We start from the raw sequence: 25,071 nt of genomic DNA on the forward strand, positions 1-25,071 counted from the left end.
ACGGGAGGAGGCGGCCCGGTGAGCATGCCCGAGCCCATGGACGACCCCTGGGCCGACAGTGGTCCGAGCGACCGTCTTCCCGCCCGTCCGCGCCGTAACAGCGAGGGCCGAGGCCGCGGGGACGAACAGCACGACCGGGGCCGCGAGGGCGGTTCCTGGGACGGCGGCGGCGGTGGCGGCGGCTTCGAGCGCGTCCCCCCGCAGGACCTCGACGCCGAACAGTCCGTCCTCGGCGGCATGCTGCTGTCGAAGGACGCCATCGCCGACGTCGTCGAGGTCATCAAGGGCCATGACTTCTACCGGCCCTCCCACGAGACGATCTACCAGGCCATCCTCGACCTGTACGCCAAGGGCGAGCCGGCCGACCCGATCACGGTCGGCGCCGAGCTGACCCGCCGCGGCGAGATCAGCAAGGTCGGCGGGGCGTCGTACCTGCACACGCTGGTGCAGTCCGTGCCGACGGCGGCCAACGCCGAGTACTACGCCGAGATCGTCCACGAGCGGGCGGTCCTGCGACGCCTGGTCGCGGCCGGTACGAAGATCACGCAGATGGGGTATGCGGCCGACGGCGACGTCGACGAGATCGTCAACAGCGCCCAGGCCGAGATCTACGCCGTCACCGAGCAGCGGACCTCCGAGGACTACCTGCCGCTGGGCGACATCATGGAGGGCGCGCTCGACGAGATCGAGGCGATCGGTTCCCGCAGCGGCCAGATGTCGGGCGTCCCGACCGGCTTCACGGACCTCGACTCGCTCACCAACGGCCTGCACCCCGGCCAGATGATCGTCATCGCCGCCCGCCCGGCGATGGGCAAGTCCACCCTCGCGCTGGACTTCGCCCGCGCCTGCTCCATCAAGGCCAACCTGCCCAGCGTGATCTTCTCCCTCGAAATGGGACGCAACGAGATCGCGATGCGCCTGCTCTCGGCGGAGGCCCGCGTGGCCCTGCACCACATGCGCTCGGGGACGATGACGGACGACGACTGGACCAGGCTGGCCCGCCGGATGCCGGACGTCTCCGCCGCCCCGCTGTACATCGACGACTCCCCCAACCTGTCGATGATGGAGATCCGCGCCAAGTGCCGTCGGCTCAAGCAGCGCAACGACCTCTCGCTCGTGGTCATCGACTACCTCCAGCTGATGCAGTCGGGTGGTTCGCGCCGTCCTGAGAGCCGTCAGCAGGAGGTCTCGGACATGTCCCGAAACCTCAAGCTGCTGGCGAAGGAGCTCGAGGTCCCCGTGATCGCGCTCTCCCAGCTGAACCGTGGTCCCGAGCAGCGCACCGACAAGAAGCCGATGGTCTCCGACCTGCGTGAATCCGGCTCCATCGAGCAGGACGCCGACATGGTGATCCTGCTGCACCGTGAGGACGCGTACGAGAAGGAGTCCCCGCGCGCGGGCGAGGCGGACCTGATCGTGGCGAAGCACCGCAACGGCCCCACGGCCACCATCACCGTGGCTTTCCAGGGCCATTATTCGCGGTTCGTGGACATGGCCAACACGTAGCATCCGCTCATGGACGATCTTGCTGAGGACCTGGAACTCCTTCCTGCCACCCGGCGTGCGCTGAGGCACCGGATCGCCGTGGCGCAGAGCGCCGGGCGGGCGCCGTCCGTGGTGGCGGCCGTCGTGCGGGGCGGGGAGGTGGTCTGGGAAGGCTCCCGGACCTCCGTCGAGGGCCATGGCCCGGACGGGAACGTCCAGTACCGGATCGGGTCGATCAGCAAGACCTTCACCGCCGTGCTGGTACTGCGGCTGCGGGACGAGGGGCTGCTGTCGCTCGCGGATCCTCTGGAGCGCCATCTGCCCGGGACCGGGGCCGGCGAGGTGACCATCGCCCAACTGCTGGCGCACACCGGCGGGCTCGCGGCGGAGACGCCGGGCCCGTGGTGGGAGCGCACGCCGGGCGATCTGCGGCCCGAGCTGGCCGACGTACTGGGCGCGGAGCCGTTCAAGCACACGCCCGGGCGCCGGCACCACTACTCCAACCCCGGTTACACGCTGCTGGGGTCGCTCGTCGAGGCGCTGCGCGGCAGGCCGTGGGAGGAGGTGCTGCGGTCCGAGGTGCTGGAGCCGCTGGGGCTGAGCCGTACGAGCGGGGCGCCGCAGGCCCCGCACGCGGGCGGCTGGGCGGTGCACCCGTGGGCGGACGCCATGTCGGCGGAGCCGCTGGAGGACCTGGGCCTGATGGCTCCGGCCGGTCAGCTGTGGTCCACGACAAGGGACTTGGCGCGGTTCGCGGACTTCCTGCTGCGCGGGGACGAGCGGGTGCTGAGCGCGGAGTCCGTACGGGAGATGCGCACGTCGGCGGCGCCGCCGGAACCGGGCTTCGCCGATCTGGGATACGGGCTGGGGATGCAGCTGGCGGCCCAGGGCGAGCGTCGGCTGGCGGGGCACAGCGGGTCACTGCCCGGGTTCGTGGCGGGGCTGTGGCTGAGCGAGGCGGACGACGTGGCGGCGGTGGTGCTCGCGAACTGCACCTCGGGGGTGCCGGCGGCGACGGTGGCCGCAGACCTGGTGGCGATCGTGGCGGATGCCGAGCCCCGGTTCCCGGAGCCGTGGAGGCCGTTCCGGGAGTCCGACCGGGTGCCGCTGGAGCTGTGCGGCCCCTGGTACTGGGGGACTTCGGCGTACGCGGTGCGGCTGAAGGCGGACGGCTCGATGGAACTGGGGCCGCTGGGCGGGTCGGGGCGCTCGGCGCGGTTCCGGGCCGAGGCGGACGGCAGCTGGACGGGGTTGTCCGGCTACTACGCGAGGGAGACGCTGCGGGCGGTGCGCCGCGAGGACGGCTCGGTCAGCCACCTCGACCTGGCGTCCTTCGTGTTCACGCGGGAGCCGTACGACGCCGGGGCCCCGGTGCCGGGCGGGGTGGATCCGCAGGGCTGGCGGGGCATCGGCTGACGTGTCGTCGGCGGGGCCGGTGGCTCAGGCGACGAGTTCGCGCTCCAGCGGGGTGCGGAAGCGCGGGGTGATGCGGGCCGCTCCCAGCCATGCGGCGAGCCGTTCGGCCTCGGCGGTGACCGCCTGCTCGGCGGCCCGGCCGCGGCCGGCCAGCAGCCGCCAGACGATCTCGCCGTCGGCCCGCTGGGCCCAGCCGCCGACGATCTCGCCGTTCCACCACACGGTGGGGCCGATGTTGCCGGCGTAGTCGAAGAGCGCGCTCCGGTGGGCGGGATCGAGGTGGAAGCCACGGTCCGCCCAGCCCATGGCGGTGGGGTCGAGGCAGGGCAGGAGGGCGGCCCAGGGCTCGGTGGCCGGCTCGGGCGCGGTGTCGCCGGGGCAGACGAGGGCGGTGGTGCCGTCGTCGAGGCGGACCTGCTCGGGACCGACGGCGGCGAGGGCCTTGCGGACGTCGGTGAGGTTCCAGCCGGTCCACCACTTGAGGTCGGCCTCGGTGGCCGGGCCGTAGGCGTGGAGCCAGCGCCGGGCGACCTCGGCGCGCGCCTCGGGGGCGGAGAGGGCGGGCCACGGCTCGGTGTGGACCCAGCGGAACTGGCTGGAGGTCCAGGATCCGCGCGGGCGGTCGCGGCGGATACGGCCGTCGGCGGCGAGGAGGCGGATGACCCGGGTGGCGACACCCGTCTCGGCCTCGTACTTCTTCCCGCGGCCGATGGTGATCTTCTGGCGCATGGCCGCCACGGCTGCGGACAGCTGGCTGCCGGTGGAGGGGCCCTGGGCGTCGAGCGCGTCCAGGGCGGCGGCTTCGGCCCGGGCCAGCCAGTCGGCATCGAGGCCCTGTCCGTCGTCGCTGAGGTGCTTGAGGAGGGTGCGGCGCTCCTTGGCGGCGATCGCGCGGGCGGTGGAGGCGTCGACGTACGGAGCCAGTTCGGCGGAGACGGCGAAGAGCGTGTTGCGCATGCTGAGCAGCCGCACGAGGCTGACGTCCTCGTACAGGGCCCGCTCGATGGTGTCGGGGCCGCCGCCGGCCAGTCGGGCGCGGGCGGAGAGGAAGACGGTCGCGGCGTCGGTGGCGTGCAGGGCGACGACGGCGTCGGCCGCCTGGGGCACCGTGACGGCGCGGGCCGAGGGGGCCAGCCGGTGGCGCCGGCCGAGCCGGTCGCGGCGCTCGGCGGTGGTGACGAGGGGCAGGCTCGGGCTCATCCTCCCGATCGTAGGCCGGGACGCGGACAGTGCGGCCCGGCCTGCCGGTCCGGGCCGTCAGAGCTGGAGCTTGAAGCCGACGTGGGAAGCGGTGAATCCGAGCCGCTCGTAGAAGCGGTGGGCGTCGGTCCGGGTCGCGTCGGAGGTCAGCTGGACGAGGTCGCAGTGCTCGGCGCGGGACTTCTCGATGGCCCACTCGATGAACCGGCTGCCCAGGCCGCTGCCGCGCTCGTCGGCGTGGACGCGGACGCCTTCGATGATGGAGCGGGTGGACCCCTTGCGGGACAGGCCCGGCACGATCGTCAGCTGGAGGGTGCCGACCACCCGGTCCGCGCGGACGGCGACGACCAGGTGCTGGTTGGGGTCGTCGGCCAGGCGCTTGAGGGCCGTGCGGTACGGGGTGAGGTCGTCGGGGGATTCGCGGGTGGCGCCGAGCGGGTCGTCGGCGAGCATGGCGACGATGGCGGGCAGGTCGGCCTCGCCGGCCGGGCGGATGGACAGGCCGGCGGGGTCGGCGGTGTCGGTGGGACCGGCGGTGTCGGTGGGACCGGCGGTGTCGGGGAGAGCGGCGGTCTCCGTGAGACCCGCCGGGTTCCGGGCGTCGTCCGGGGTGTTGGTCATCGGGGGTTTCCTTTCTCAGCCCGCGGCCACGGTGAGCGGTGCCCAGCGGCGGGTCCAGTCACCGGGCACTTGAGGGATGCCGCGCGTCATGACGGCGTTGAAGGCGATCGAGGCGAGGCCGCGCTCCTTGAGCCAGCCGAGCAGTTCCTCGTGGCGGACGTCGACATCGGTACGCAGCGGCCGGTCGGTGCCCTCGGCGAGCGCGGTGATGAGGGACCGGGCGGTGCCGATGTCGCGGGCGACCAGTGGGCCGATGACATGGGTGTCCATGTTCGGCCAGGCCGCGGCGTATCCCGTGAGGGTGCCGTCGCCGGCGGGGTCCTCGGCGACCAGCAGCTGATCGGCGAAGGCGGGCAGCCGGATGATCAGGTGGGTGCGGTCGGTGCCGAAGACCTCGGCGTCCAGGCGCAGGATGCGCTGGAGGTCCTCGGCGTTGGCGGGCCGGATCCGAGGGGTGCCGTGGGCGTCGGGGCTCGCTTCGGGGCGGAAGGTGCCCTTGAGCATCTCGGCGCGGCCGGTGGCGTCGAAGCCGAGTTCTTCGTAGAGGGGGCGGCCGTAGGGGGTGGCGTGCAGGGTGATGGGAACGCCCTTGAGAACGTCGTCGCAGACGTGTGCCATGAGGCGGCGCCCCAGGCCCTGGCGGGCGTAACGGCCCGCTACCAGGACCATCCCGATGGCGGCGAGCTCCGGTCCGGCGTGGGTGTTGCCGTACTGGGTGACGACGCATGCGGCCGCGAGTCCGAGGCCGTCCGGGGCGTCCACGCCGTAACCGTTTCCGGCGGCGAGGAGCAGTCCCCATTTGTGGTCCTCGCGTGGCCAGCCGCGGTCTTCTGACAGGTCGGCGCAGTGGCGGAGATCGTCCACGCTCAGCGCCCGGATCGGCAGGTCGGTGATGTGTGGTGGTGTCACCCGGCCCAGACTGGATCATCGGCGGGGGGTCAGTCCAGGGGATTCGGGCCGATGTTTCTCCCCCGGCTACCGCTGGGACGTTCCCGCTGTGAAACGTTGGCGATGTTTCACGTGAAACATCGAGCCCGAAACAGGATGTCCCGCGGGAGGGCACCGGCTAGCCTCGACCGCTATGACCCTCCTGCACCTCTTCGACCTCGACGGGACGCTGATGTACGGCTCGGCGGCGCCGGTCGAGATCTCCCGTCAACTCGGCGTGGGTGCCGAGATCGCCGCTCTCGAACGGGCCTTCGGTGCCGGGGAGATCGGTCCGCACCAGTTCTCGGTGGCGGCGCACGCACTCTGGGCGGACCTGACCCCCGCCCATGTCCGGGCGGCCTTCGACGGCGCCCCCTGGCTCGCGGGCATCCAGGACGTGTGGCGGGAGATCCGGGAGCGCGGGGACTACTGCGCGGTCATCTCCCTGTCGCCGTCGTTCTTCGTGGAGCTGCTGCTGGGGTGGGGCGCGCACGCCGCGCACGGTTCGGTCTTCCCCGAGGTGCCGTTCACGCGGCCGGTGGAGGAGGCCGGGATCCTGACGCCCGAGGGCAAGGTCACGGTGGCGGACCGGCTGTGCGAGCGGTTCGGGGTGGGCCGGGGCGACTGTGTCGCGTACGGGGATTCGCGGACGGACGTCATGCTCTTCGAAGCCGTCGGGGTCTCCGTGGCGGTCAACGCGCGGCCTCATCTGGTGGAGCGCGCGACCCATGTGTACGAGGGCAGGGACCTGAGAGAGGCATATCAGCTCGTGGGGGCGGCACGCCCGGGAGTTGCAGCATCTTAAGAGGAAAGTGGGTTCGAAACGCGGATTTTCCGCAATCCCCCCCAGGCCTCTGAGTCGGCTGGCACGCTGTGAAGCCCGGATCCACGGATTCACAGGCCGTGGCGTGTGCAAACCCGACCGAGATGCTCGAAGCGAGGCACCGCATGGACGCTCCGCCCACCAGATCGGCCAGACGGGGAACGGCCCGGATACCCGGTGAGGGCGAGGTGCCCGAGGCCTCGCCCGACGCCGTGCTCATCCGCCGGACCCTCGCGGAGATCGCACCGGTCGCCGACAGGGTGACCTCGTACTTCTACGCATTGGTGTTCACGGGACACCCGGAGGTCCGGGGCATGTTCCCCGCGGCCATGGACGTACAGCGGGACCGGCTGCTGAAGGCGCTGCTCACCGCCGCCGAGCACATCGACAATCCGGCTGTGCTCGCCCCCTACCTGCGCCGCCTGGGCACGGGGCACCGAAAGTACGGGACCATGGCCGGGCATTACCCGGCGGTCGGCGAGGCCCTGATCGGGGCGCTGGCCCGGTACGCGCACCAGAGCTGGGGGCCGGAGACCGAGGCCGCCTGGGTGCGCGCGTACACCGCGATCTCCCAGATCATGATCGACGCGGCGGCCGAGGACGAGACGAGGGCGCCGGCGTGGTGGCACGCGGAGGTGGTCTCCCACGAGCTGCGCACGCCGGACATCGCCGTGCTGACGGTCCGCCCCGACCAGCCGTACACCTTCCTGGCCGGCCAGTACACGAGCCTGGAGACACCCTGGTGGCCGCGGGTGTGGCGGCACTACTCCTTCGCCTCGGCGCCACGCGCGGACGGTTTGCTGTCCTTCCACGTCAAGGCCGTTCCGGCGGGGTGGGTCTCCAACGCACTGGTGCGCCATGCCCGCCCGGGAGACGTGCTGCGCCTGGGGCCGCCGGCCGGGTCGATGATCGTGGACCACACCACGGACAACGGGATGCTGTGCCTGGGCGGCGGTACGGGCATCGCGCCCATCAGGGCACTGATCGAGGACGTGGCCGAGCACGGGGAGCGGCGGCCGGTGGAGGTGTTCTACGGGGCGCGCAGCGACCACGACCTCTACGACAAGGACACCCTGTTGGGGCTTCAGCGCACGCATCCGTGGCTGTCGGTGCGCCCGGTGGTCGGCGACGCCCTGGCCGGACAGTTGCCGCAGGCCGTGGGGGAGCACGGGCCGTGGAGTTCGTACGACGCGTTCATCTCGGGACCGCCGGCGATGATCCGCAACGGGGTGGACGAGCTCAAGCGGATCGGGATCCCCGGCGAGCGGATCCGGCATGACGCCGTGGAGGAGCTGGCGGGCGTCGCGGTGTGAGACCGGCGGGAGTCCCGCCGGTCCCCGGAAGCCTCTCCCCGGCCGGGGAGACCGCTTCAGCCGAGGTCGGGGGCGTGCATGGCGCGTACTCCCTCGATGTTGCCGTCGAGGTAGTGCCGCAAGGACAGCGGGACGAGGTGGACGGCGGCGATGCCGACCCGGCTGAAGGGCACGCGGACGATCTCGTACTCGCCCGAGGGCTCGTCGATCTCGGGGCCGTGCCGTTGGCTCGGGTCCATGGATTCGAGGTGGCAGACGAAGAAGTGCTGCACCTTCACGCCGGTCACTCCTCCGTCGGCGATGTGCTCGACGGTGTCGACGAAGCAGGGCACCACATCGGTGATCTTCGCGCCGAGTTCCTCGTGGACCTCGCGGTGGAGGGCGTCGACGACGGTGGCGTCCGAGGGCTCCACTCCGCCGCCGGGTGTCAGCCAGTAGGGATCGACGCCGGGCTTGGTGCGCTTGATGAGGATCAGGTCGTCACCGTCGAGCAGGATCGCGCGGGCGGTGCGTTTGACCACGGGACGTTCGGTCATGGGAGAAGAGTGGCCCGCCGCTCCGCTTCTGAAACGCGCCAAGGGTCTCGAACGGGAACTCACCAGTCCGCGGCGGCCCGCAGCAGCAGCTCGTGGGCCCGTGCGAGGTGGGCGAGCGCGAGACCGCCGGCCCGTGTGACGAGGAACCACGTGCGCAGCGGCGGGACCGGGGGCTCCGCCAGGGCAACGATCCGGCCGCTGTCGAGGGCGTCACGGCACAGGTAGCGGGGGATCACGGCGAGCCCGGCTCCGGACTTCACGCATTCCAGTACGGCGCGCAGGTCGGGGGCGACCACGGTGGCGGCGGAGTCGGGCGGTGCCTCGAAGACGGTGGCCCAGTAGCGGGTGGCGAGGGGCAGGCTCTCGTGGACCTCGACGAGCGGTATCCCGTCGAGAGCGGCCGGTCCCTCCTGGCGCAGCCGATCCCGGTCCACGAGGCCGGCCCAGTAGGGCGCGGCGACCAGAACGTGCTCCTCGTCGCACAGGGCGGTGGCGGTGAAGAGGCCGCCGCGCGGGCGGGCGGTGGTGACGACGAGGTCGTGGTGTCCGGCGGCGAGGCCGTCCAGGGCCTCCTCGGCTCCGGGGTGGAGGGTGGCGCGCAGGGTGTGGCCGCGGCCGACCAGCGGTGCGAGGGCGGGCAGGACCCGCAGGCCGAGGAACTCCGGCGGACCCGCGATGTGGAGGGTGCGTAACGCGCCGGCGACCTCGCGCTCGGTCTCGGTGATCCGCAGCAGGGCGTCGAGGTGCGGGGCGGCCTTGTGGGCGAGCTCGTCGCCGACGGCGGTGGGGGTGACGCCCCGGGCGCGGCGGTGGAAGAGGGGGCGGCCCAGCTGGCGTTCGAGGGTGCGGATCTGCGAGGTGACCGCCGGCTGGGACAGACCGAGGAGGGCGGCGGCGCGGGTGAAGGAACCGGCGCGGTGGACGGCGACGAAGGTGCGCAGCAGAGCCAGGTCCATCGCAGCACCTCGACCTCTCGGTGGGGGCCTTCAACTATAAATATGCGGATAGCACCCTGTCGTTACCGTGATTGGACTCTGACGCGGAGTCAATTAGCCTTGTCGGGTGGTTCGGCGGTGTTTCTCCCGCGATGAACCCGGGCGGTCCGAGCCATGAGGGGGGAGGCTCGGACCGCTTTCCAGGGCCCGTTCAGCTGCAGTCGGCAGCGGAATCGAGTGCTCGCAGGACGTCCGCGACGAGGTCCTCGGTGTCCTCGGCCCCGGCGGAGAAGCGGATGAAGCCCTCCGGCACGGCGTCCCCGCCCCATCGTCCGCGGCGTTCGGCGGTGGACCGTACGGAGCCGAAACTCGTGGCGTCCTCGACCAGGTGCAGAGCGTCCATGAAGCGTTCCGCGTGCGCGCGGTCGGGCAGGGCGAAGGAGACGACCGAGCCGAAGGCGCGCATCTGGCGGGCGGCGGTCTTGTGCGAGGGGTCCGTGGCGAGTCCCGGGTAGCGCACGCCGGTCACCTCGGTACGGCCGGCCAGGGCTTCGGCGACGGCCAGCGCGTTGGCCCACTGGCGCTGGGCGCGCAGCTGGATGGTGGCCAGCGAGCGGTGGGCGAGCCAGGCCTCCATCGGGCCCGGGATCGCGCCGACGATCTTGCGCCAGCGGCGGACGAGGTCGGCGGTTCCGGCGTCCCGGCAGACCACGTAGCCGAGGAGCAGATCGCCGTGGCCGGTGAGGCCCTTGGTGCCGCTGGCGACGGAGAAGTCCGCCCCCAGCTCCAGCGGCCGCTGCCCGAGGGGCGTCGCCAGGGTGTTGTCGACGGCGACCAGGGTCCCGCCGGCGTGCGCGGCCTCCACGAGGCGGCGGACGTCGCAGACGTCGAGCCCGGGATTGGAAGGGGTCTCGATCCACAGCAGCCGGGCCCCGCCCAGGACGGTGAGCTGGGCTTCGCCGGCGGTCGGAGCGGTGCGTACCTGGATCCCGTACGCCTCCATCTGCTCGCGCAGCAGCGGCAGAGCCTGGTAGCCGTCGTCGGGCAGGACGACGGTGTCGCCGCTGCGCGCCTGGGAGAGGAGTACGGCGGAGACCGCGGCCATTCCGGAGGCGAAGACGACGGTGTGGACGTCCTGACCGGGGGCTTCGAGTTCCCCGATGGCCCGTTCCAGCAGGGTCCAGGTGGGGTTGGTGTCGCGGCCGTAGGTGTACGGGCCCTCGACGTCGCCGGGGAGGTGGAAATGGGCGGCGAAGGCGGGTCCGGGCAGGGTCGGTTCGTTCTTGACGGGAGCGGGCAGTCCGGCCCGGACGGCGCGGGTGCCCTCGCCGAGCCGGGTCGCCGCCGCGTCGCCCGCATCGGGGGTGGTGCCGGGTCCGGTGCCCGGGTCGGGGTGCTCGTTCATGCGGTCTGCTCCTTCAGGGCCAGGGCCTCGCGTACGGCCTCCAGCAGGCCGGGGCTCGCCGCCTCGACCAGCTCCAGGCATTCCTCGAACCCGTCGAGCGGCCCGTAATAAGGGTCGGGTACGTCGCCGTCCGCGGCCGTGGCCGCCGGGTCGAAGGACCGCAGCAGCCTGACCTTGGCGGCGTCCCGCGGGGTGGGCGCGAGGGCGCGGAGGTCCCGCAGGTGCCCGGCGTCGAGGGCGACGACGAGGTCGAGGCCGGCGAACCAGGAGGAGCGGAACTGCCGGGCCCGGTGGTCCTGCTCGTACCCGGCGGCCTCCAGTACGGAGACGGTGCGAGGGTCGGCGGGGTCGCCCTCGTGCCAGCCGCCGGTCCCGGCGCTGTCCACCTCGACCAGGGCGTCGAGCCCGGCCTCCGCGACGTGGGAGCGGAAGACGGACTCGGCCATGGGCGAGCGGCAGATGTTGCCCGTGCAGACGAAGCACACGCGGTACATGGGAGGCCTGTTCAGTTCTTGTCGGGCAGGACCATGTTCACGGCCCAGCTGACGATGGAGATGATCAGGCCGCCGACGAGCGCGGTCCAGAAGCCGTCGACGTGGAAGCTGAGGTCGAGCTGCTTGGCCAGCCACGAAGTCAGCATCAGCATCAGGGCGTTCACGACGAGGGTGAACAGGCCCAGGGTGATGACGAACAGCGGCAGGGAGAGCAGCTTCACCACCGGCTTGACGACGACGTTGACCAGGCCGAAGACCAGAGCGACCAGGATCAGCGTCAGCGTCCGGCGGCCCAGGCTGCTCCCGTCGTCGAGGGCGATGCCGTCGAGCAGCCAGATGGCGACGGCCAGGGCGGCCGCGTTGGCGATCGTCTTGACTACGAAATTTGTCATGTGTCTGATCGTGGCAGAGAAGATCCCGGGGGAACATCCGCAGATCAGCGGAGACCCGGGGACGACCGAGCACAAGGGGCACAAGGACGATGAAAGCGTTCCGGCTGGACGAGCTCGAGGCGGAGCGGGCCGCCAACGACGGCGCCTATCTGCAGTTCCTGCGCGAGCGGAACATGTCGGTCGGGCTGTACGCACTCGATGCGGGGCAGAGCGACCCACAGCAGCCGCACCGCCAGGACGAGGTGTACTTCGTGGTGAGCGGCCGGGCCTCCATCACGGTCGGGGAGGAGACGACGACGGTGGCGCGCGGCAGCGTGGTCTATGTTCCGGCGGGTGTCCCGCACAAGTTCCACCACATCAGCGAGGACCTGAGGGTGATGGTGGTGTTCTCCCCGCCGGAGGGCTGAGCGGCTCGTCGCATCAGGGTCGCGGGGCTGATCCGGCGTCCGGCCCCTAGGGGGTGGATCAGGGGACTCCGGGGGCTCGCGGGCCCCCGGAGCCGTCCGACGACTCCTAGCATCGAGAGCAGGAAGTCACGGATGAGGACGAGAACGAGGAAGAGGTCGAGGAGACATGAACGGGATCCGGGAGACGTTCGCGGGTATGCCCTGGTGGGTCAAGTGGGTCGCTGTTCCGCTGCTGGTGCTGTTCGTCTTCGGCGGTGTGATCACCAGCTTCCTCAGCTTCCTGGTCGGGTTCGTCTTCAAGGTGCTGCTCTTCGTGGCCCTCGTCGGCGGTCTGGTCTTCGTCGTGAAGAAGCTCGGGCGCGGCGGCGCGAAGTCCTCCTCCACCGACTGGTAGAAGCCGCGGACCGGGCGGTTTCGCGATTGCGCCAGGTGAGGGAACATGCGCCCCTTAACCGCTCACAGGCCTGGAATCGGCGGATACAGTGGCAATCTATGCCGCTCCCTGGGCATCGAACGTCGGCACTTCCGCTCTGACCTGCGGTGATGTCAAGCAGCCGCTGAGTACGACCCCCAGGGCCCACGGCATGTGGCGGGGGCGGCCCCCGCAGGGTGGGCCTCCCCGAAGGCCCGCCGCCATGCCTGGGGGTGAGCTTTGTCTTCGGTTCACAATGCCGGTGTGCCGACTCTGATCGGTTCGGTGCAGAGGGCGTTGAGGCTGCTCGAAGCAGTGGGGTCCCATAGCGAGGGAGCCCCGGCGAAACAGCTGGCGCGCGAAGCCGGGCTCCCGCTCCCCACCGCGTACCACTTGCTGCGCACCCTGACCCACGAGGGCTATCTGCGCAGAGAGAACGGAGTGTTCGTACTAGGCGACGCCGCCTGGCGGCTCGCCGGCGGCGGACTTCAGCAGAAACGTCGCAGCATGATCCTCGACTCCCTCGCGCACTTCCGCGACGCGGTCGGGGCCCCCGTCTACTTCGCGGTCTACCGCGAGGGCGAGATCGAGGTCGTGGGCGTCTCGGACACCCCGGCGAACCCGGCCTGCGAGGAGTGGGCCGACTTCCGGGCGACCGGCCATGCGCACGCCATCGGGCAGTGCCTGCTCGGTCAGCTCGACGAAGAGGCCCGCCAGGACCACTACGACCGGCACCCGGTCGAGGCCATCACCGCTTATACCGTGAGGGACCTGCGCTCCCTGGAGAACCGCATCGGCACCCTCGGGCGAATGCAGCCAGTAACCGAACGCCAGGAATATGCCCTCGGCACGGTCTGCGCCGCGATCCCCATCACCGCGGGCGATACCGCTGCAACCATGGCGATTTCTCTCCCCCTGCACCAGCAAGACCGATTGCTTTCCGTAGTCAATCGACTACGGAGTGAAGTAGGCGCGCTGTTGAGCACCCTCTCCTTCTCTATCAGTATCTGAAAACTCACTCCTTGTGATCTGCTAGCGCTTCCACCACCCTTGTCAAGAGGGCCTTGGGGGACCATTCCTGGCCACTTCCACTACAGCGGGGTAGGCAATGCGCGAGTCCGTACAGGCAGAGGTCATGATGAGCTTCCTCGTTTCCGAGGAACTCTCGTTCCGGATCCCGGTGGAGCTCCGGTACGACGCCCGTGACCCCTACGCAGTGCGCCTGACCTTCCATCTTCCCGGAGACGCGCCCGTGACCTGGGCGTTCGGCCGGGAACTCCTCCTCGACGGCATCAACAAGCCGTGCGGTGACGGCGATGTGCACATCGCCCCCACCGATCCCGAGGAGCTGTCCGACGTCCACATCCGGCTCCAGGTGGGCGGCGACCGGGCGCTCTTCCGCGCAGGCGCGGCTCCGCTCGTCGCGTTCCTCGACCGGACCGACCGGCTCGTTCCCCTCGGCCAGGAACGGAACCTGGGTGATTTCGACGAGAACCTCGACGAGGCGCTCTTGAAGATCCTCGCTGAGTCCCGGCAGAACGAGCAGAACGCGGGCTGACGCCGGGGCGGCACTACGAGCGAGCAGTACGGGCAGTGCGGGCAGTGCGGGCAGTGCGGGCATTACGGGTAATACGGGCTACACCCGCAACACCTGAAACACCTGAAACACGGGCCCCTGAAAACCAGGGCAATTCACGAGGCGCCACCGTGATTCAGCGCTTGCGCCGTCGGCCCCGGCCCCGGCCGCCACGGACCGGCCCCGAGGCCGGCGAGGCGGCCGTCGGCCCCGGCCGGTCGGCCGAAACGACCAGCGCTGCCAGCGCCGTGGTCACCGGGACCGAGGCCACGAGCCCGATCGATCCCACGAGGGTCCGTACGATCTCCTCCGCGACCAGTTCGCTGTTGGCCACGGACCCCATGCTGCTGTTCGCGATCGAGAACAGCAGGAGCAGCGGCAGGGCGGCACCCGCGTAGGCCAGTACGAGCGTGTTGACCACCGACGCGATGTGGTCGCGGCCGATCCGGATCGCCGCCCGGTAGAGCCCGCGCGGGCCCATCGTCGGATCGGCCTGGTGGAGCTCCCAGACGGCGGAGGTCTGAGTGACCGTCACGTCGTCGAGCACGCCCAGGGATCCGATGATCACGCCCGCGAGCAGCAAACCGCTCAGGTCGATCTGCGGGTAGAGCCCGTGGATCAGCCCTGTGTTGTCATCGGTGTTACCGCTGAGGAAGGCCCAGTCGATGAACACCGAGCCCAGCAGACCGATCAGCAGGAGCGAGACCAGCGTGCCGAGGACGGCGACCGAGGTGCGGGCCGTCAGTCCGTGGCACATGTACAGGGCGATCAGCATGATGGCGCTCGCGCCGATGACCGCGACGAGCAGCGGATTCGATCCCTGGAGGATGGCCGGGAGGATGAAGAGCGTCAGCACGCCGAAGCTGATGGCCAGTGCGATCAGGGCGAACACCCCGCGCATCCGCCCGACGAGCACGACCGCGAGGGCGAAGATGCCCGCCAGCAGCGCCATCGGGAACTTCCGGTTCACGTCGACCACCGAGTACTGGAGGTCGTGCGGGGCGTCCGGGGCATAGGCCACGACCACCTCCTGGCCCTTCTCCAACTGCCGCGGCGCACCCGGCTGGACGACCTCCACGAAGGTCCGCCCCTTCTCCGGGCCCGTACCGACCTCGACGGTGGCCTTCTTGCACTCCCCCGTCTGCGCGGCCTGTGCCTCGCGCCCCTCGGGGGTGGACGTGTCGCCCGTCGGTGGTACCTGCGAGGCGTTCACGGATTTGCAGTCGACACGCTCCAGCGAGACGACCGTGGCCTGCTGGGTCTGCCGGTCGAAACCGACCCCCGTGCGCTCGTGGGCGGGCGCGCCGCCCGGCCAGAGCACCGCCATGCCGATGAACACGGCCGCGGCGAAGGGGATCAGTACGGCCGCGATGACCCTGCGCAGGTGCTTCGAACCGGGAGCGGCCGGACCGTGGCCATGCCCGTGACCGTGGCCATGCCCGTGACCGTGGCCGTGTCCGCCATGACCATGACCGTGCCCGTCACCGTGCCCATCACCATGACCATCGCCATGACTGGCGTGGCCGTGGCCGTTGGGGCCATGGGGCTCGGTGGGCATCGTGGGGGGATGCTGCGAAGACGTCACCGGCAGATCATCGCAAGAGATGAAGGGGGCCCACTGTTCAGCACGCCATGGATGACGCTAGCGTGGGGGCTACTTTGCACAACGCGGGAGCTCGGAGCACCGGGCTGAGAGGGCGCTGATCACCGTACGCACATCACAGATGTGTACGGGAGGAGGCTGCGCCGACCGCCGAACCTGTTACCGGGTAATGCCGGCGTAGGGAGATCAGGTCTCATGACCATTCAGGACGACGCACGCACGCCTGCCGTCAGCCAGGACGACGACGGCCAGACCGAGCGCCAGCCCGGCTGGCACAAGGGATACCTGGCGGGCTCCCGCCCGGACATCCGGGTGCCGGTCCGCCAGGTCCACCTCACCAACGGCAAGGACGTGACGCTCTACGACACGTCCGGTCCGTACACCGACCCCCAGATCGAGACCGACGTCCGCCGGGGTCTGCCCCCGCTGCGCGAGAACTGGATCATCGGGCGCGGCGACACCGAGGAGTACGCGGGCCGTCCCGTGCGCCCCGAGGACGACGGCATCAAGCACACCTCGCCGCGCGGCGGGCTCAAGAACCTCGACGCGGTTTTCCCCGGCCGTCCCCGCCAGCCCCGCCGGGGCCGTGGCGGCGCCGCCGTCACGCAGCTCGCGTACGCCCGCCGGGGCGAGATCACCCCGGAGATGGAGTACGTCGCGATCCGCGAGAACGTCTCCCCCGAGGTCGTCCGCGAGGAGATCGCCGCAGGTCGGGCGGTGCTTCCGGCGAACGTGAACCACCCTGAGATCGAGCCGATGATCATCGGCAAGAAGTTCCTGGTGAAGGTCAACGCCAACATCGGCAACTCCGCCGTCACCTCCTCCATCGAGGAGGAGGTGGAGAAGATGACCTGGGCGACCCGCTGGGGCGCGGACACGGTCATGGACCTCTCCACGGGCCGAAACATCCACACCACCCGTGAGTGGGTCCTGCGCAACTCCCCCGTGCCGATCGGCACCGTGCCGCTCTACCAGGCGCTGGAGAAGGTCGACGGCCGTGCCGAGGACCTGACCTGGGAGATCTACAAGGACACGGTCATCGAGCAGGCCGAGCAGGGCGTCGACTACATGACGGTCCACGCCGGCGTGCTGCTCCCGTACGTCCCGCTGACCGCCCGCCGCAAGACCGGCATCGTCTCGCGCGGCGGGTCGATCATGGCGGCCTGGTGCCTGGCGCACCACAAGGAGAACTTCCTCTACACGAACTTCGAGGAGCTCTGCGAGATCCTCGCGGCGTACGACGTCACCTACTCGCTCGGTGACGGCCTGCGCCCGGGTTCGATCGCGGACGCCAACGACGCCGCGCAGTTCGCGGAGCTGAAGACGCTCGGCGAGCTGAACACGATCGCCAAGCGCCACAACGTCCAGACCATGATCGAGGGCCCGGGCCACGTCCCGATGCACAAGATCAAGGAGAACATCGACCTCCAGCAGGAGATCTGCGAGGAGGCGCCGTTCTACACGCTCGGCCCGCTGACCACGGACGTCGCGCCCGCGTACGACCACATCACCTCGGGCATCGGCGCCGCGATGATCGCCTGGTGGGGCACCGCGATGCTCTGCTACGTGACGCCCAAGGAGCACCTGGGCCTGCCCAACCGCGACGACGTGAAGACCGGCGTCATCACCTACAAGATCGCCGCGCACGCCGCCGACCTGGCCAAGGGCCACCCGGGCGCCCAGGACTGGGACGACGCGCTGTCGGACGCGCGGTTCGAGTTCCGCTGGGAGGACCAGTTCAACCTGGCCCTCGACCCGGACACGGCCCGCGAGTTCCACGACGAGACCCTCCCGGCCGAGCCGGCCAAGACCGCGCACTTCTGCTCCATGTGCGGTCCGAAGTTCTGCTCGATGAAGATCTCGCAGGACATCCGCCGTGAGCACGGCGGGGACCTGAAGGCCGAGGAGATCGAGGCGGGCATGGCGGAGAAGTCCGCCGAGTTCGCGGCCTCGGGCAACCGCGTGTACCTGCCGCTGGCGGACTGACCTCCGCTGCGGCGACACGGAACGGCCCGCGACACCGAGGGGGGAGTCGCGGGCCTTTTCCGCTGTTCGGGAGGGGTGCGGCCGTCAGGCGGGGACCTGGGTGGCCAGGCCGAGCTTGCGCCGGGCGAATTCGAGGTTCGCGAGGATCCGGTCGTGCTCCTCCAGGGGAAGCCTGCCCTCCTCCAGGAGGCACCGGCAGCACTCCAGTGATTCCTGGTACTCGCCCACCCAGTAGGCGGCCACCGCGAGTTCGTCGAGCGCGCGCCATTCGTGCCAGGCGAATTCGACGAACAGGATGTCGTCCGGCGCCGGGATGCGCACCGCCTGCCGGGCGAACGTGTAGGCGAGCGGCCAGCGGCTTTCGAGACGGCAGAGACGGGCCAGCTCGCCGATGGCCTCGGCGCGGGAGGGACGGCTCTCGTACGCGCGCAGGAAACGGTCGATCACCTCGGCCGCCGGCCGCTCGAGGCCGGCCGCGAGCCGCGCGGCGTAGAGCCGGGCGCAGTAGGTCTCCTCGGCCCAGCCGCCCATGGTCACCCGGTGGTCGTAGGCGGCCAGGGACTTCTCCGGCTCCCCGGCGTCGCGCCAGCTCTGGGCCAGGTAGAAGGCGTAGCGGGTGTTCTCGGGTTCCTTCGCGAGGCCTTCGGTGAGGACTTCGGCGTCGCGCAGGTACTTCGCCCGCTGGCCGCCTTCCCGCAGACGCGCTCCGCCGCCGACGGAGAGGATGTTGAAGCCCTCGATCACGTCGCGGCTGTAGTCGGTGCCGCATTCGATGTACTCGTGGAGTACGCCCACGTACCGCCAGGGCAGCCGGTTGGAGACCAGAGCCGGACGCCAGTGGATGATCGGGCCGTCGTGCAGCGCGACCTGGTACGCGTCGAGCGTCAGGTCCGGCATGCGGAACCCGGGCTCGATCTGCATCTCGTCGTCGCCGTCGATGAACAGCAGGTAGTCGGCGCTGGAGCGGGCGAGCTCGATCGCCTCTGTGCGGCTTCCGTCGAAACCCTTCCACGGGCGTTCGTGGAGGGCGCCGGGCAGGTCGCGGAAGCAGTCCCGGATGATGTCCTGGGTGCCGTCCGTGGAGCCCGTGTCCACGATCACCCAGGTGTCGATCAGCGGGCGCACCGACTCCAGGCACTTCCGGATGGTCGGCGCCTCGTTCTTGACGATCATGTTCAGACAGATGGTCGGCTTCACCGCAAACACCCTCTCGTCGGCCGGGACGCGGGCGACGTTAGGGAGTCCGGCCGCCGAGGGGGTGGCGGCACGCCGGTGGCGTGAACCGATCTCATTATCACGAGATGGTCCATTTCGCATCCATTCGTGGGGGTCTGGTAGGCCGATCTGTTGACGACGAGCCCGAAATGCTCAAGATGCCCCGGTTCACGCCCGTAGCTTCCCAGGGAAGATCGAGCTCGCGGTCGGGGCGTCACCCGTTCCGACCCGTCATCCGTTCCGAAGGAGCGCTGCACATGAGTCGTGAGCACCGGACCAGGTCGCCGCTTGGCCCCGTCCCCCGCAGTCGGGCCTGGATGACGGGAGGTGCCCTGGCCTCGCTCTCCCTCGTGCTCGTGAGTATGGCGAGCCCCGTCGTCGCGCTGGCCCAGCCGCCGGCCACCGCGGTGACCGCCGCCGCTCCGGCAGCCGGCGGAGGCGACGACTGCAAGTCGGACGAGGGCCGGCCCCCGCACGACAAGCCGCTGCACGCCCAGCTGCTGGACAAGTACCTGGGTGGCGGCGACGACGAGGCCTGGGGCGGGGAGGACGGCAAGGGCGGCCACGACGAGTGCCCGTCCGGCGCCACGGGTCCGACGGGCCCGACGGGCCCGACCGGTCCGACCGGCCCGAAGGGCGACACGGGCGCGACCGGTCCCACGGGGCCGGCCGGTGGCGGTACGGGTACCACGGGTCCGACGGGTCCGACGGGTCCGACCGGTGCGACGGGCGCCACCGGTGCGACGGGTCCGGGCGGTACGGGCTCCGTCGGTCCGACCGGTCCGACGGGTCCGACCGGTCCGACGGGTCCGGGCGGTACGGGCTCCGTCGGTCCGACCGGTCCGACGGGTCCGACCGGTCCGACCGGTCCGACGGGCGCCACGGGTGCGACCGGACAGGCTGTGTGCCAGGACGTCGACGCCATCACGGACCAGAGCAGCCGCGAGTTCAAGGCGGTGCACAAGCCTGACGGGACGACCTGGGTCGGTGTGCGCCAGACGACGGGCCAGTCGCCGTTCTCGTGGATCTGGTACGACCTCACCACCGCCAGCCACCCGGCGGACGCCTGCAGCGTGTCCATCGCGCAGCAGGCCAACGGCATCGTGGTCGAGGTGCTGACCGAGGGCGGCGACCTTTACGAGACCACGTGCGACGTGGTCAACGGCAACCCGACCACCCTTTCGTGCAGCGGCAACTGGGTTCTGGTGGACCCGCAGCCGGCTCCCCCGACGCGTCGTGCCGCCCACAGCTCGCTGGCCCCCGACACGTTCAACCACCGTCCGAAGACCATGAAGTAGCGGACACGCGGCACCACGGCGGCCCGGAGCACCGTCGGACGATCCAGTCCGGCCGGTACTCCGGGCCGCCGGCGTATCCGAACGCGTGAAGCCGAGCGGGAGCGAAGCCGCGCCGGTGTCGTCGAGGAGCGGCTCGAAGACGCCACCGAGTAAGACCATCAGGGGCGCGTCATTCGTCCAATAAGTGGACTTATATGCGAGGCGTCCCGGCGTCCGAGACGGCGATCCCCACGATGACTGGGTGGCCAGAGCGGCCCCACCACACATCGTTCGATCCGGTTTCGAGAAGGAGCGGCGTATATGAGTCCCGAGAACAAGACCAGGTCAGCCCTCGGCCCCCTGCCGAAGCGCGGCAGCCTGGTGACCGGCGGAACCCTCGCATCGCTTGCCCTGGTCTTGATGGGAATCGCAGGCCCGGCGGCAGCCGTCGGCCAGTCCGTCCAGACGTCCGGGAGTGCCCGTGCGGCGACCCCGGCGGGCGGGGACTACTGCCCCGACCACAAGCCGAACCACAAGCCGAAGAGTACGGACCTGCGGGGCGGGCCCCAGGGCGGCGACGACAAGTGCAACGAGGGCAAGCGCGGTCCGACCGGCCCCACCGGTCCGACCGGTCCGACCGGTCCGACCGGGCCCACGGGTCCGACGGGTGCCACCGGTCCGACCGGTCCGACGGGTCCCTCCGGGACGGCCCTCTGCCGCTCCATCGACTCCGTCCGTGACCAGGCGAGCCGCGAGTTCAAGACGGTCATCCCGGGAGACGGGAACACCTACGTCGGCGTCCGCGACCTGACGGCCAACACCATCGGACCCTGGACCTGGTACGACCTCTCCCTGAACGAGGACGGCAGTTACCCCGAGGACGCCTGCGGCGTCTCCGTGTCCCACCAGGCCAACACCCTCCTGGTGGAGGTGGTGACCGAGAGCGGTCTCGTCTACGAAACCTTCTGCCGTGTCGTCCCGGGCAACGGGCCGAACCCGACGACGCTCACGTGTGACGGGCACTGGTCCCTGGCGAACCCGCAGCCCGAGGAGGGTGACCCCGGCCGCCGTGCCGCACGCAAGGCGATGGCCCCCGACGCGGTCAACCACGGCCCGAAGGGCATGAAGTAGCGGCACGCACCGCCGGGGCGGCCCCTGGGGCGGCCGGAGGGACCTACTCCGGCGCGTGCTCCGGGCCGCCGAAGTCCGGGCTCGTGAAGTCCGGTGACGTGTAACCGGGCCGGGGACCCTCGTTGGGGGTCCCCGGACTTGTGAAATCGGGCGCCGTGTAACCCAGCTCGGGCATCCGGCCACCCCGCCTGCGGGGCCCGGGGAACCCCGGGCCCGCACTCGGGTCCGCCAGGGCGTCCCGCAGGAACGGCATGATCCCGCGCTCCAGCAGTGCGTTGCGCCAGGCCTCCCGGGCCCGCGCGACCTCGTCGGGTACCGCCTGCGCCTCGTCCGCCGCCACTTCCGTCGAGCTGTTGCGGACTGCCGTCACCAGCAGCCCGATCACGGCGAAGAGCAGTGCGGCCGCCGTGAGGGCGCCGAAGAGCCAGCCGGCCGTCAGCATCGTCTCGGCGAAGGCGGGTTCGGGCTCGATCATCTTCAGGCTGTAGCCCACGAGCAGGAAGATCAGCATGGCGGTGCCCGCCAGGACGGGTGCGAGGACCGCGACCACGGCGCTGACGCCCGCACCGCCGCCGGTGTCCTGCTCGGCGCCCTCCTCCCCCGTGGTGGCGGGGGCGGACAGCATCTCGTCCCGCGACTCCTCGCGGATCTTCACGTAGTGGTCGTACTCGGCGGCGGCGGCCGCGATGAGCAGTGCGCGGGCCCCGAGGGCCATGGTGCGCAGCTGTTCGGCGTTCAGACGTTCGCCGAGCGTGGCGAGCTCGGGCCGGTCGTGCGCGGTGCGCAGCGCCTCGTCGAGGAGCCGATCGAACTCCGGTCGGTCTTCGGTCAGCAGGTGCGGAGCGCTGGTCATGTGCATCCCCCGATGCTCCGTGGAGGCCGATACCCGCGTAGACCCGGGCGCCGGCACAAACGGAGGAGAGCCTGCTACGGATAGAGCGATGGTAGAGCGCCCACGCCGCAGGTTGACAGGGGCTTTCCGGAAATACCCCGTGCGGGGAACCCTCAGTCGTTCAGCGGGAGTTGCCGCACGAGCAGTTTGCCCGCCATCGTGACCCCGCCGTCCATGGCGATGGCGAGGCCGTCCGCGTACACGTGCGGGCCGTGAACGGCCTCCGGGCCGCGGTTCTCGTCGCCGTCCTCGGTGCCCACCTCGCCGAGGAGGTAGGGGATGGGGCTGTGTCCGTGGACGACGCGGCTGCCGCCGTAGGTGCCGAGCAGCTCTCGGACGGCCTGGGGGCCGGTCTCCTCGTCGCGGAAGGCGAACCGCTTGGTGAACTTGCGGAAGAGGTCCCAGGTGATGTCGGCGTCACCGCGGTTGAGGAGCTCGTGGATGGTGTCGTTGACGTCCTCGATGTTGTCGCCGTAGTCGAGGTAGGCGGTGGTGTCGGAGTGCAGCAGGAGGTGGTCCTCCACCAGTACCGCCGCGTCCAGGCGGGACATCCACTGCAGGTGCACGTCCTGGAGGCGCTCCATGTCGGTGCGCTGGCCGCCGTTGAGGAGCCAGGCGGCCTGGAAGGTCGCGGTGCCGGCGCCGGACTGGATGGGGGTGTCGCCGAACCGCTTGGCGCCGATGAGCAGCAGTTCGTGGTTGCCCATGAGGGCCTTGCAGTAGCCGCCGGAGGCGGCGGCCTCGGCGGAGAGCCGCATGACGAGGTCGATGACGCCGATGCCGTCGGGGCCGCGGTCGGTGAAGTCGCCGAGGAACCAGAGCCGGGCGTTTCCTGCGGACCAGCTGCCGTTCGCGTCGATCAGGCCCTGGGCCTGGAGTTCGGTGACGAGTTCGTCGAGGTAGCCGTGGACGTCGCCGACGACGTAGAGGGGCCCGGGGCCGGTGGGGTCGTCCTGGGGGACGTACTGGACCTGGACGGTGTCGCCGGGGCCGCCGAGTGCGCCGCGGCCGATGACCGGCAGGTCGCGGAAGGTCGGGGTGTAGCCCTCGGGGTCCGCGTCCGCGGGCTCCTCGGGGGTCTTGTGCATGATGACGGGTCCCGAGAGGGGGGCCGGAGCGGAGGCGGGGGCCGGGGCGGGGACCGGGGCCGGCTCGGTGAAGTGTTCCGTGAGGTGTTCGGCGTGCGGCTCGGCGGCGCCCTCGGCGTAGTAGGCGGGGTAACCGCCGTACACGGGGGCCTCGCCGGGGATCCCCGTGGGCACGGCGTACGGGGCGGGCTCGGTGCCCGGTTCGTCGACCGGCACCCGGAAGTCCCGCAGCGTCTCCGTCCGCATCGCGGGTCCCTGACCGGCCCCCTGAGTCATCGACCCCTCCACCACCGTCGCGCTGCCGTACACCTGCGGACCCTCCTGACCTCCGGGGAGGAGGGTCCGTGATGTCGTGCGCCCATCATAGGAATGCGGCTCGCGCTGTGTGACGCACCAGGGGTGGTGAATCCTGTGCGGAACCAGTCGTTCCTGATGCTTTGGCCCGATATGGGCGTTGTCGATCTCTCCGGCGGTCAGTCCTGTGCCGGGGATCGGGGCGGGCTGACGGTCGTGCGGGGCTGCCTGCGCTGCGACGAGGTACGGATGATGAGCTCGGTCGGGACGACCTGTTCCACCGGCCGCCCGGTGTCCACGCCCTCGATGGCGTCGATCAGGAGCTGCACCACCGCGGTGCCGATGCGCCGGGGTTTGAGGGAGAGGGTCGTGATCGGCGGTTCGGTGTTGGCGTAGACGGTGGACTCGCTGCAGCACACGAGCAACAGGTCCTCGGGGACGCGCAGGCCGTAGCGCCGGGCGGCGGCGAGCAGGTCGGTGCCGTTGGGGTCGAAGAGTCCGTAGACGGCGTCGGGCCGGTCGGGGCGGGCGAGCAGCCGGTCGGCGGCGACGGCGCCCGCGCAGGGGTCGTGGGCGGGGTAGGACTCGTAGACGGGATCCTGGCCGACGCGCTCGCACCAGCTGAGGTAGGCGGTGGTGGAGAGCCGCGTGTAGGTGTCGGTGGTCGTGCCGGTCAGCAGCCCGATCCGGCGGGCGCCGGCGGCGGCGAGGTGGTCGAGCAGGCCCAGTACGGCGGCCTCGTGGTCGTTGTCGACCCAGGCGGTGACGGGGAGGGAGCCCGCGGGGCGGCCGTCGGAGACCACGGGCAGGCCCTGGCGGACCAGTTCGGTGACCACGGGATCGTGGTCGGAGGGGTCGATGACGACGGTGCCGTCGAGGGCGACGTTGGACCACACGTCGTGCCGGGAGGTGGCGGGGAGGATGACGAGGGCGTAGCCGCGGGCGAGCGCGGCCGAGGTGGCGGCCCTCGCCATCTCGGCGAAGTAGGCGAATTCGGTGAAGGTGAAAGGTTCATCCCCGTACGTCGTCACGGTCAGGCCGATGAGGCCGGACTTTCCGGTACGGAGGGTGCGGGCGGCGGCCGACGGGCGGTAGCCGAGACGGTCGGCGACTTCGCGCACGTGGCGGCGGGTGGCGTCGGGGAGACGTCCCTTGCCATTGAGCGCGTCGGAGACTGTCGTGATGGAGACGCCCGCCGCGGCGGCCACGTCCCTGATGCCTGCCCGGCCCTGTCGGCCGGCGGCCCGCCGGGTGGTCTCGGTCCGGCTCACCTGATGCTTCCCTGCTGCTGTCATGGCGAGCCGATAGTAGGGCTCCGGGGCGGGGGCGGCCTGGGTGCATATGCACCCGTTGACAGGCACGTTTCTGCATGCTTCGCCACCCCCAATGACCTTGGAATTGAAGGTATTTGGGTGCGCGTGGCGAAGGTGGCGCTTGTCGGCGGGTCCGGGCATGCCAAACCGGTGCGGCCCCGGGCCGGTCTCAACTCACCTGCACGAGGGATGCGCGCCACGGCGCGGGCCACCGGCGCGCGCATATATGCGCGCGCTCCCCCGCATTCCAGGCGCCCCCATTCTCGGAAGAGCGGAATCCTCATAAGGTGAGGAGTATTGAGTCGACGGCGACGTCGTACGGGATGGTCG

The 25,071-nt window shown here is 70.8% G+C and carries 24 protein-coding genes; 11 read left to right on the forward strand and 13 right to left on the reverse strand.

All coding sequences use genetic code 11. The features are described 5' to 3' along the window. Positions 1-36: 36 nt before the first annotated feature. Complete coding sequence (gene dnaB, locus ACZ6Y1_RS09465) at positions 37-1,506, forward strand: replicative DNA helicase (protein ID WP_469625739.1); 1,470 nt, start codon at positions 37-39, stop codon at positions 1,504-1,506. 9 nt (positions 1,507-1,515) lie between these two features. Then, a complete protein-coding gene (locus ACZ6Y1_RS09470; RefSeq protein ID WP_469625357.1) occupies positions 1,516-2,901 on the forward strand; it encodes a serine hydrolase domain-containing protein in 1,386 nt (461 codons plus the stop codon). A gap of 24 nt (positions 2,902-2,925) precedes the next feature. Here ACZ6Y1_RS09470 and ACZ6Y1_RS09475 read toward each other — a convergent pair whose 3' ends face one another. The 3 genes from ACZ6Y1_RS09475 to ACZ6Y1_RS09485 are packed head-to-tail and all read right to left on the reverse strand — an operon-like array spanning position 2,926 to position 5,631. Continuing rightward, complete coding sequence (locus ACZ6Y1_RS09475; RefSeq protein ID WP_469625359.1) at positions 2,926-4,101, reverse strand: winged helix DNA-binding domain-containing protein; 1,176 nt, start codon at positions 4,099-4,101, stop codon at positions 2,926-2,928. A gap of 57 nt (positions 4,102-4,158) precedes the next feature. Continuing rightward, positions 4,159-4,722 carry a GNAT family N-acetyltransferase gene (locus ACZ6Y1_RS09480; protein ID WP_469625360.1) on the reverse strand — a complete coding sequence of 188 codons (564 nt, stop codon included), beginning with the start codon at positions 4,720-4,722 and terminating at the stop codon, positions 4,159-4,161. A gap of 15 nt (positions 4,723-4,737) precedes the next feature. After that, positions 4,738-5,631: a GNAT family N-acetyltransferase gene (locus ACZ6Y1_RS09485; protein WP_469625362.1), complete on the reverse strand. Its 894-nt coding sequence runs from the start codon at positions 5,629-5,631 to the stop codon at positions 4,738-4,740. A gap of 172 nt (positions 5,632-5,803) precedes the next feature. Here ACZ6Y1_RS09485 and ACZ6Y1_RS09490 point away from each other — a divergent pair, with 172 nt between their 5' ends. Both ACZ6Y1_RS09490 and ACZ6Y1_RS09495 read left to right on the forward strand, forming a co-directional pair. Further along, the gene (locus tag ACZ6Y1_RS09490; RefSeq protein ID WP_469625364.1) at positions 5,804-6,454 is read left to right on the forward strand and encodes an HAD family hydrolase; all 651 of its coding nucleotides are present in this window, start codon (positions 5,804-5,806) and stop codon (positions 6,452-6,454) included. A gap of 143 nt (positions 6,455-6,597) precedes the next feature. Beyond that, entirely contained in the window at positions 6,598-7,785 is a 1,188-nt protein-coding gene (locus ACZ6Y1_RS09495) for a globin domain-containing protein (protein WP_469625366.1), read from the forward strand. A gap of 56 nt (positions 7,786-7,841) precedes the next feature. Here the strand turns inward: ACZ6Y1_RS09495 and ACZ6Y1_RS09500 are convergent, their stop codons facing one another. From ACZ6Y1_RS09500 to ACZ6Y1_RS09520, 5 genes are all read right to left on the reverse strand, one after another. Then, positions 7,842-8,321, reverse strand: a complete 480-nt coding sequence (locus ACZ6Y1_RS09500) for an NUDIX domain-containing protein (RefSeq protein ID WP_469625368.1) — start codon at positions 8,319-8,321, stop codon at positions 7,842-7,844. Positions 8,322-8,380: 59 nt separating this feature from the next. After that, positions 8,381-9,277: a LysR family transcriptional regulator gene (locus ACZ6Y1_RS09505; protein WP_469625370.1), complete on the reverse strand. Its 897-nt coding sequence runs from the start codon at positions 9,275-9,277 to the stop codon at positions 8,381-8,383. Between the two features lie 190 nt (positions 9,278-9,467). After that, entirely contained in the window at positions 9,468-10,661 is a 1,194-nt protein-coding gene (locus tag ACZ6Y1_RS09510; RefSeq protein ID WP_469625372.1) for a cystathionine gamma-lyase, read from the reverse strand. Then, complete coding sequence (locus ACZ6Y1_RS09515) at positions 10,658-11,155, reverse strand: low molecular weight protein-tyrosine-phosphatase (protein WP_469625374.1); 498 nt, start codon at positions 11,153-11,155, stop codon at positions 10,658-10,660. Before ACZ6Y1_RS09515 ends, ACZ6Y1_RS09510 begins: the two co-directional genes overlap by 4 nt. A gap of 11 nt (positions 11,156-11,166) precedes the next feature. After that, positions 11,167-11,547, reverse strand: a complete 381-nt coding sequence (locus ACZ6Y1_RS09520; protein ID WP_469625376.1) for a phage holin family protein — start codon at positions 11,545-11,547, stop codon at positions 11,167-11,169. An 89-nt stretch (positions 11,548-11,636) separates the two neighbouring features. Here ACZ6Y1_RS09520 and ACZ6Y1_RS09525 point away from each other — a divergent pair, with 89 nt between their 5' ends. The 4 genes from ACZ6Y1_RS09525 to ACZ6Y1_RS09540 all read left to right on the forward strand — a co-directional run bounded on the left by ACZ6Y1_RS09525 (position 11,637) and on the right by ACZ6Y1_RS09540 (position 13,924). After that, complete coding sequence (locus ACZ6Y1_RS09525) at positions 11,637-11,954, forward strand: cupin domain-containing protein (RefSeq protein WP_069921097.1); 318 nt, start codon at positions 11,637-11,639, stop codon at positions 11,952-11,954. Positions 11,955-12,120: 166 nt separating this feature from the next. After that, positions 12,121-12,348 carry a DUF5326 family protein gene (locus ACZ6Y1_RS09530; protein ID WP_469625379.1) on the forward strand — a complete coding sequence of 76 codons (228 nt, stop codon included), beginning with the start codon at positions 12,121-12,123 and terminating at the stop codon, positions 12,346-12,348. 291 nt (positions 12,349-12,639) lie between these two features. Further along, complete coding sequence (locus tag ACZ6Y1_RS09535; protein WP_469625742.1) at positions 12,640-13,377, forward strand: IclR family transcriptional regulator; 738 nt, start codon at positions 12,640-12,642, stop codon at positions 13,375-13,377. Positions 13,378-13,474: 97 nt separating this feature from the next. Further along, positions 13,475-13,924, forward strand: a complete 450-nt coding sequence (locus tag ACZ6Y1_RS09540) for an SsgA family sporulation/cell division regulator (protein ID WP_469625381.1) — start codon at positions 13,475-13,477, stop codon at positions 13,922-13,924. A gap of 154 nt (positions 13,925-14,078) precedes the next feature. On the opposite strand, the gene ACZ6Y1_RS09545 is transcribed toward ACZ6Y1_RS09540, so the two are convergent. After that, positions 14,079-15,527 carry a YibE/F family protein gene (locus ACZ6Y1_RS09545; RefSeq protein ID WP_469625383.1) on the reverse strand — a complete coding sequence of 483 codons (1,449 nt, stop codon included), beginning with the start codon at positions 15,525-15,527 and terminating at the stop codon, positions 14,079-14,081. Between the two features lie 213 nt (positions 15,528-15,740). Here ACZ6Y1_RS09545 and thiC point away from each other — a divergent pair, with 213 nt between their 5' ends. Beyond that, entirely contained in the window at positions 15,741-17,531 is a 1,791-nt protein-coding gene (gene thiC / locus ACZ6Y1_RS09550) for a phosphomethylpyrimidine synthase ThiC (RefSeq protein WP_469625385.1), read from the forward strand. Between the two features lie 84 nt (positions 17,532-17,615). Here thiC and ACZ6Y1_RS09555 read toward each other — a convergent pair whose 3' ends face one another. Then, positions 17,616-18,728, reverse strand: coding sequence for a glycosyltransferase (locus ACZ6Y1_RS09555; RefSeq protein WP_469625387.1), 1,113 nt, complete (start codon positions 18,726-18,728; stop codon positions 17,616-17,618). A gap of 335 nt (positions 18,729-19,063) precedes the next feature. Here ACZ6Y1_RS09555 and ACZ6Y1_RS09560 point away from each other — a divergent pair, with 335 nt between their 5' ends. Both ACZ6Y1_RS09560 and ACZ6Y1_RS09565 read left to right on the forward strand, forming a co-directional pair. Then, positions 19,064-20,044, forward strand: coding sequence for a hypothetical protein (locus ACZ6Y1_RS09560; RefSeq protein ID WP_469625391.1), 981 nt, complete (start codon positions 19,064-19,066; stop codon positions 20,042-20,044). 300 nt (positions 20,045-20,344) lie between these two features. Then, positions 20,345-21,154 (forward strand): hypothetical protein, encoded by an 810-nt coding sequence (locus tag ACZ6Y1_RS09565; RefSeq protein ID WP_469625392.1) that lies wholly within the window; start codon positions 20,345-20,347, stop codon positions 21,152-21,154. A 43-nt stretch (positions 21,155-21,197) separates the two neighbouring features. Here the strand turns inward: ACZ6Y1_RS09565 and ACZ6Y1_RS09570 are convergent, their stop codons facing one another. The 3 genes from ACZ6Y1_RS09570 to ACZ6Y1_RS09580 form a co-directional block, all read right to left on the reverse strand. Next, positions 21,198-22,013 (reverse strand): hypothetical protein, encoded by an 816-nt coding sequence (locus tag ACZ6Y1_RS09570; RefSeq protein ID WP_469625393.1) that lies wholly within the window; start codon positions 22,011-22,013, stop codon positions 21,198-21,200. 146 nt (positions 22,014-22,159) lie between these two features. Then, the gene (locus tag ACZ6Y1_RS09575) at positions 22,160-23,410 is read right to left on the reverse strand and encodes a metallophosphoesterase (protein ID WP_469625394.1); all 1,251 of its coding nucleotides are present in this window, start codon (positions 23,408-23,410) and stop codon (positions 22,160-22,162) included. 197 nt (positions 23,411-23,607) lie between these two features. Beyond that, on the reverse strand, positions 23,608-24,723 hold the full coding sequence (locus ACZ6Y1_RS09580) for a LacI family DNA-binding transcriptional regulator (RefSeq protein ID WP_215013179.1): 1,116 nt from the start codon (positions 24,721-24,723) through the stop codon (positions 23,608-23,610). Positions 24,724-25,071 lie beyond the last annotated feature (348 nt).

This window comes from Streptomyces sp. NPDC053432 (assembly GCF_055585365.1).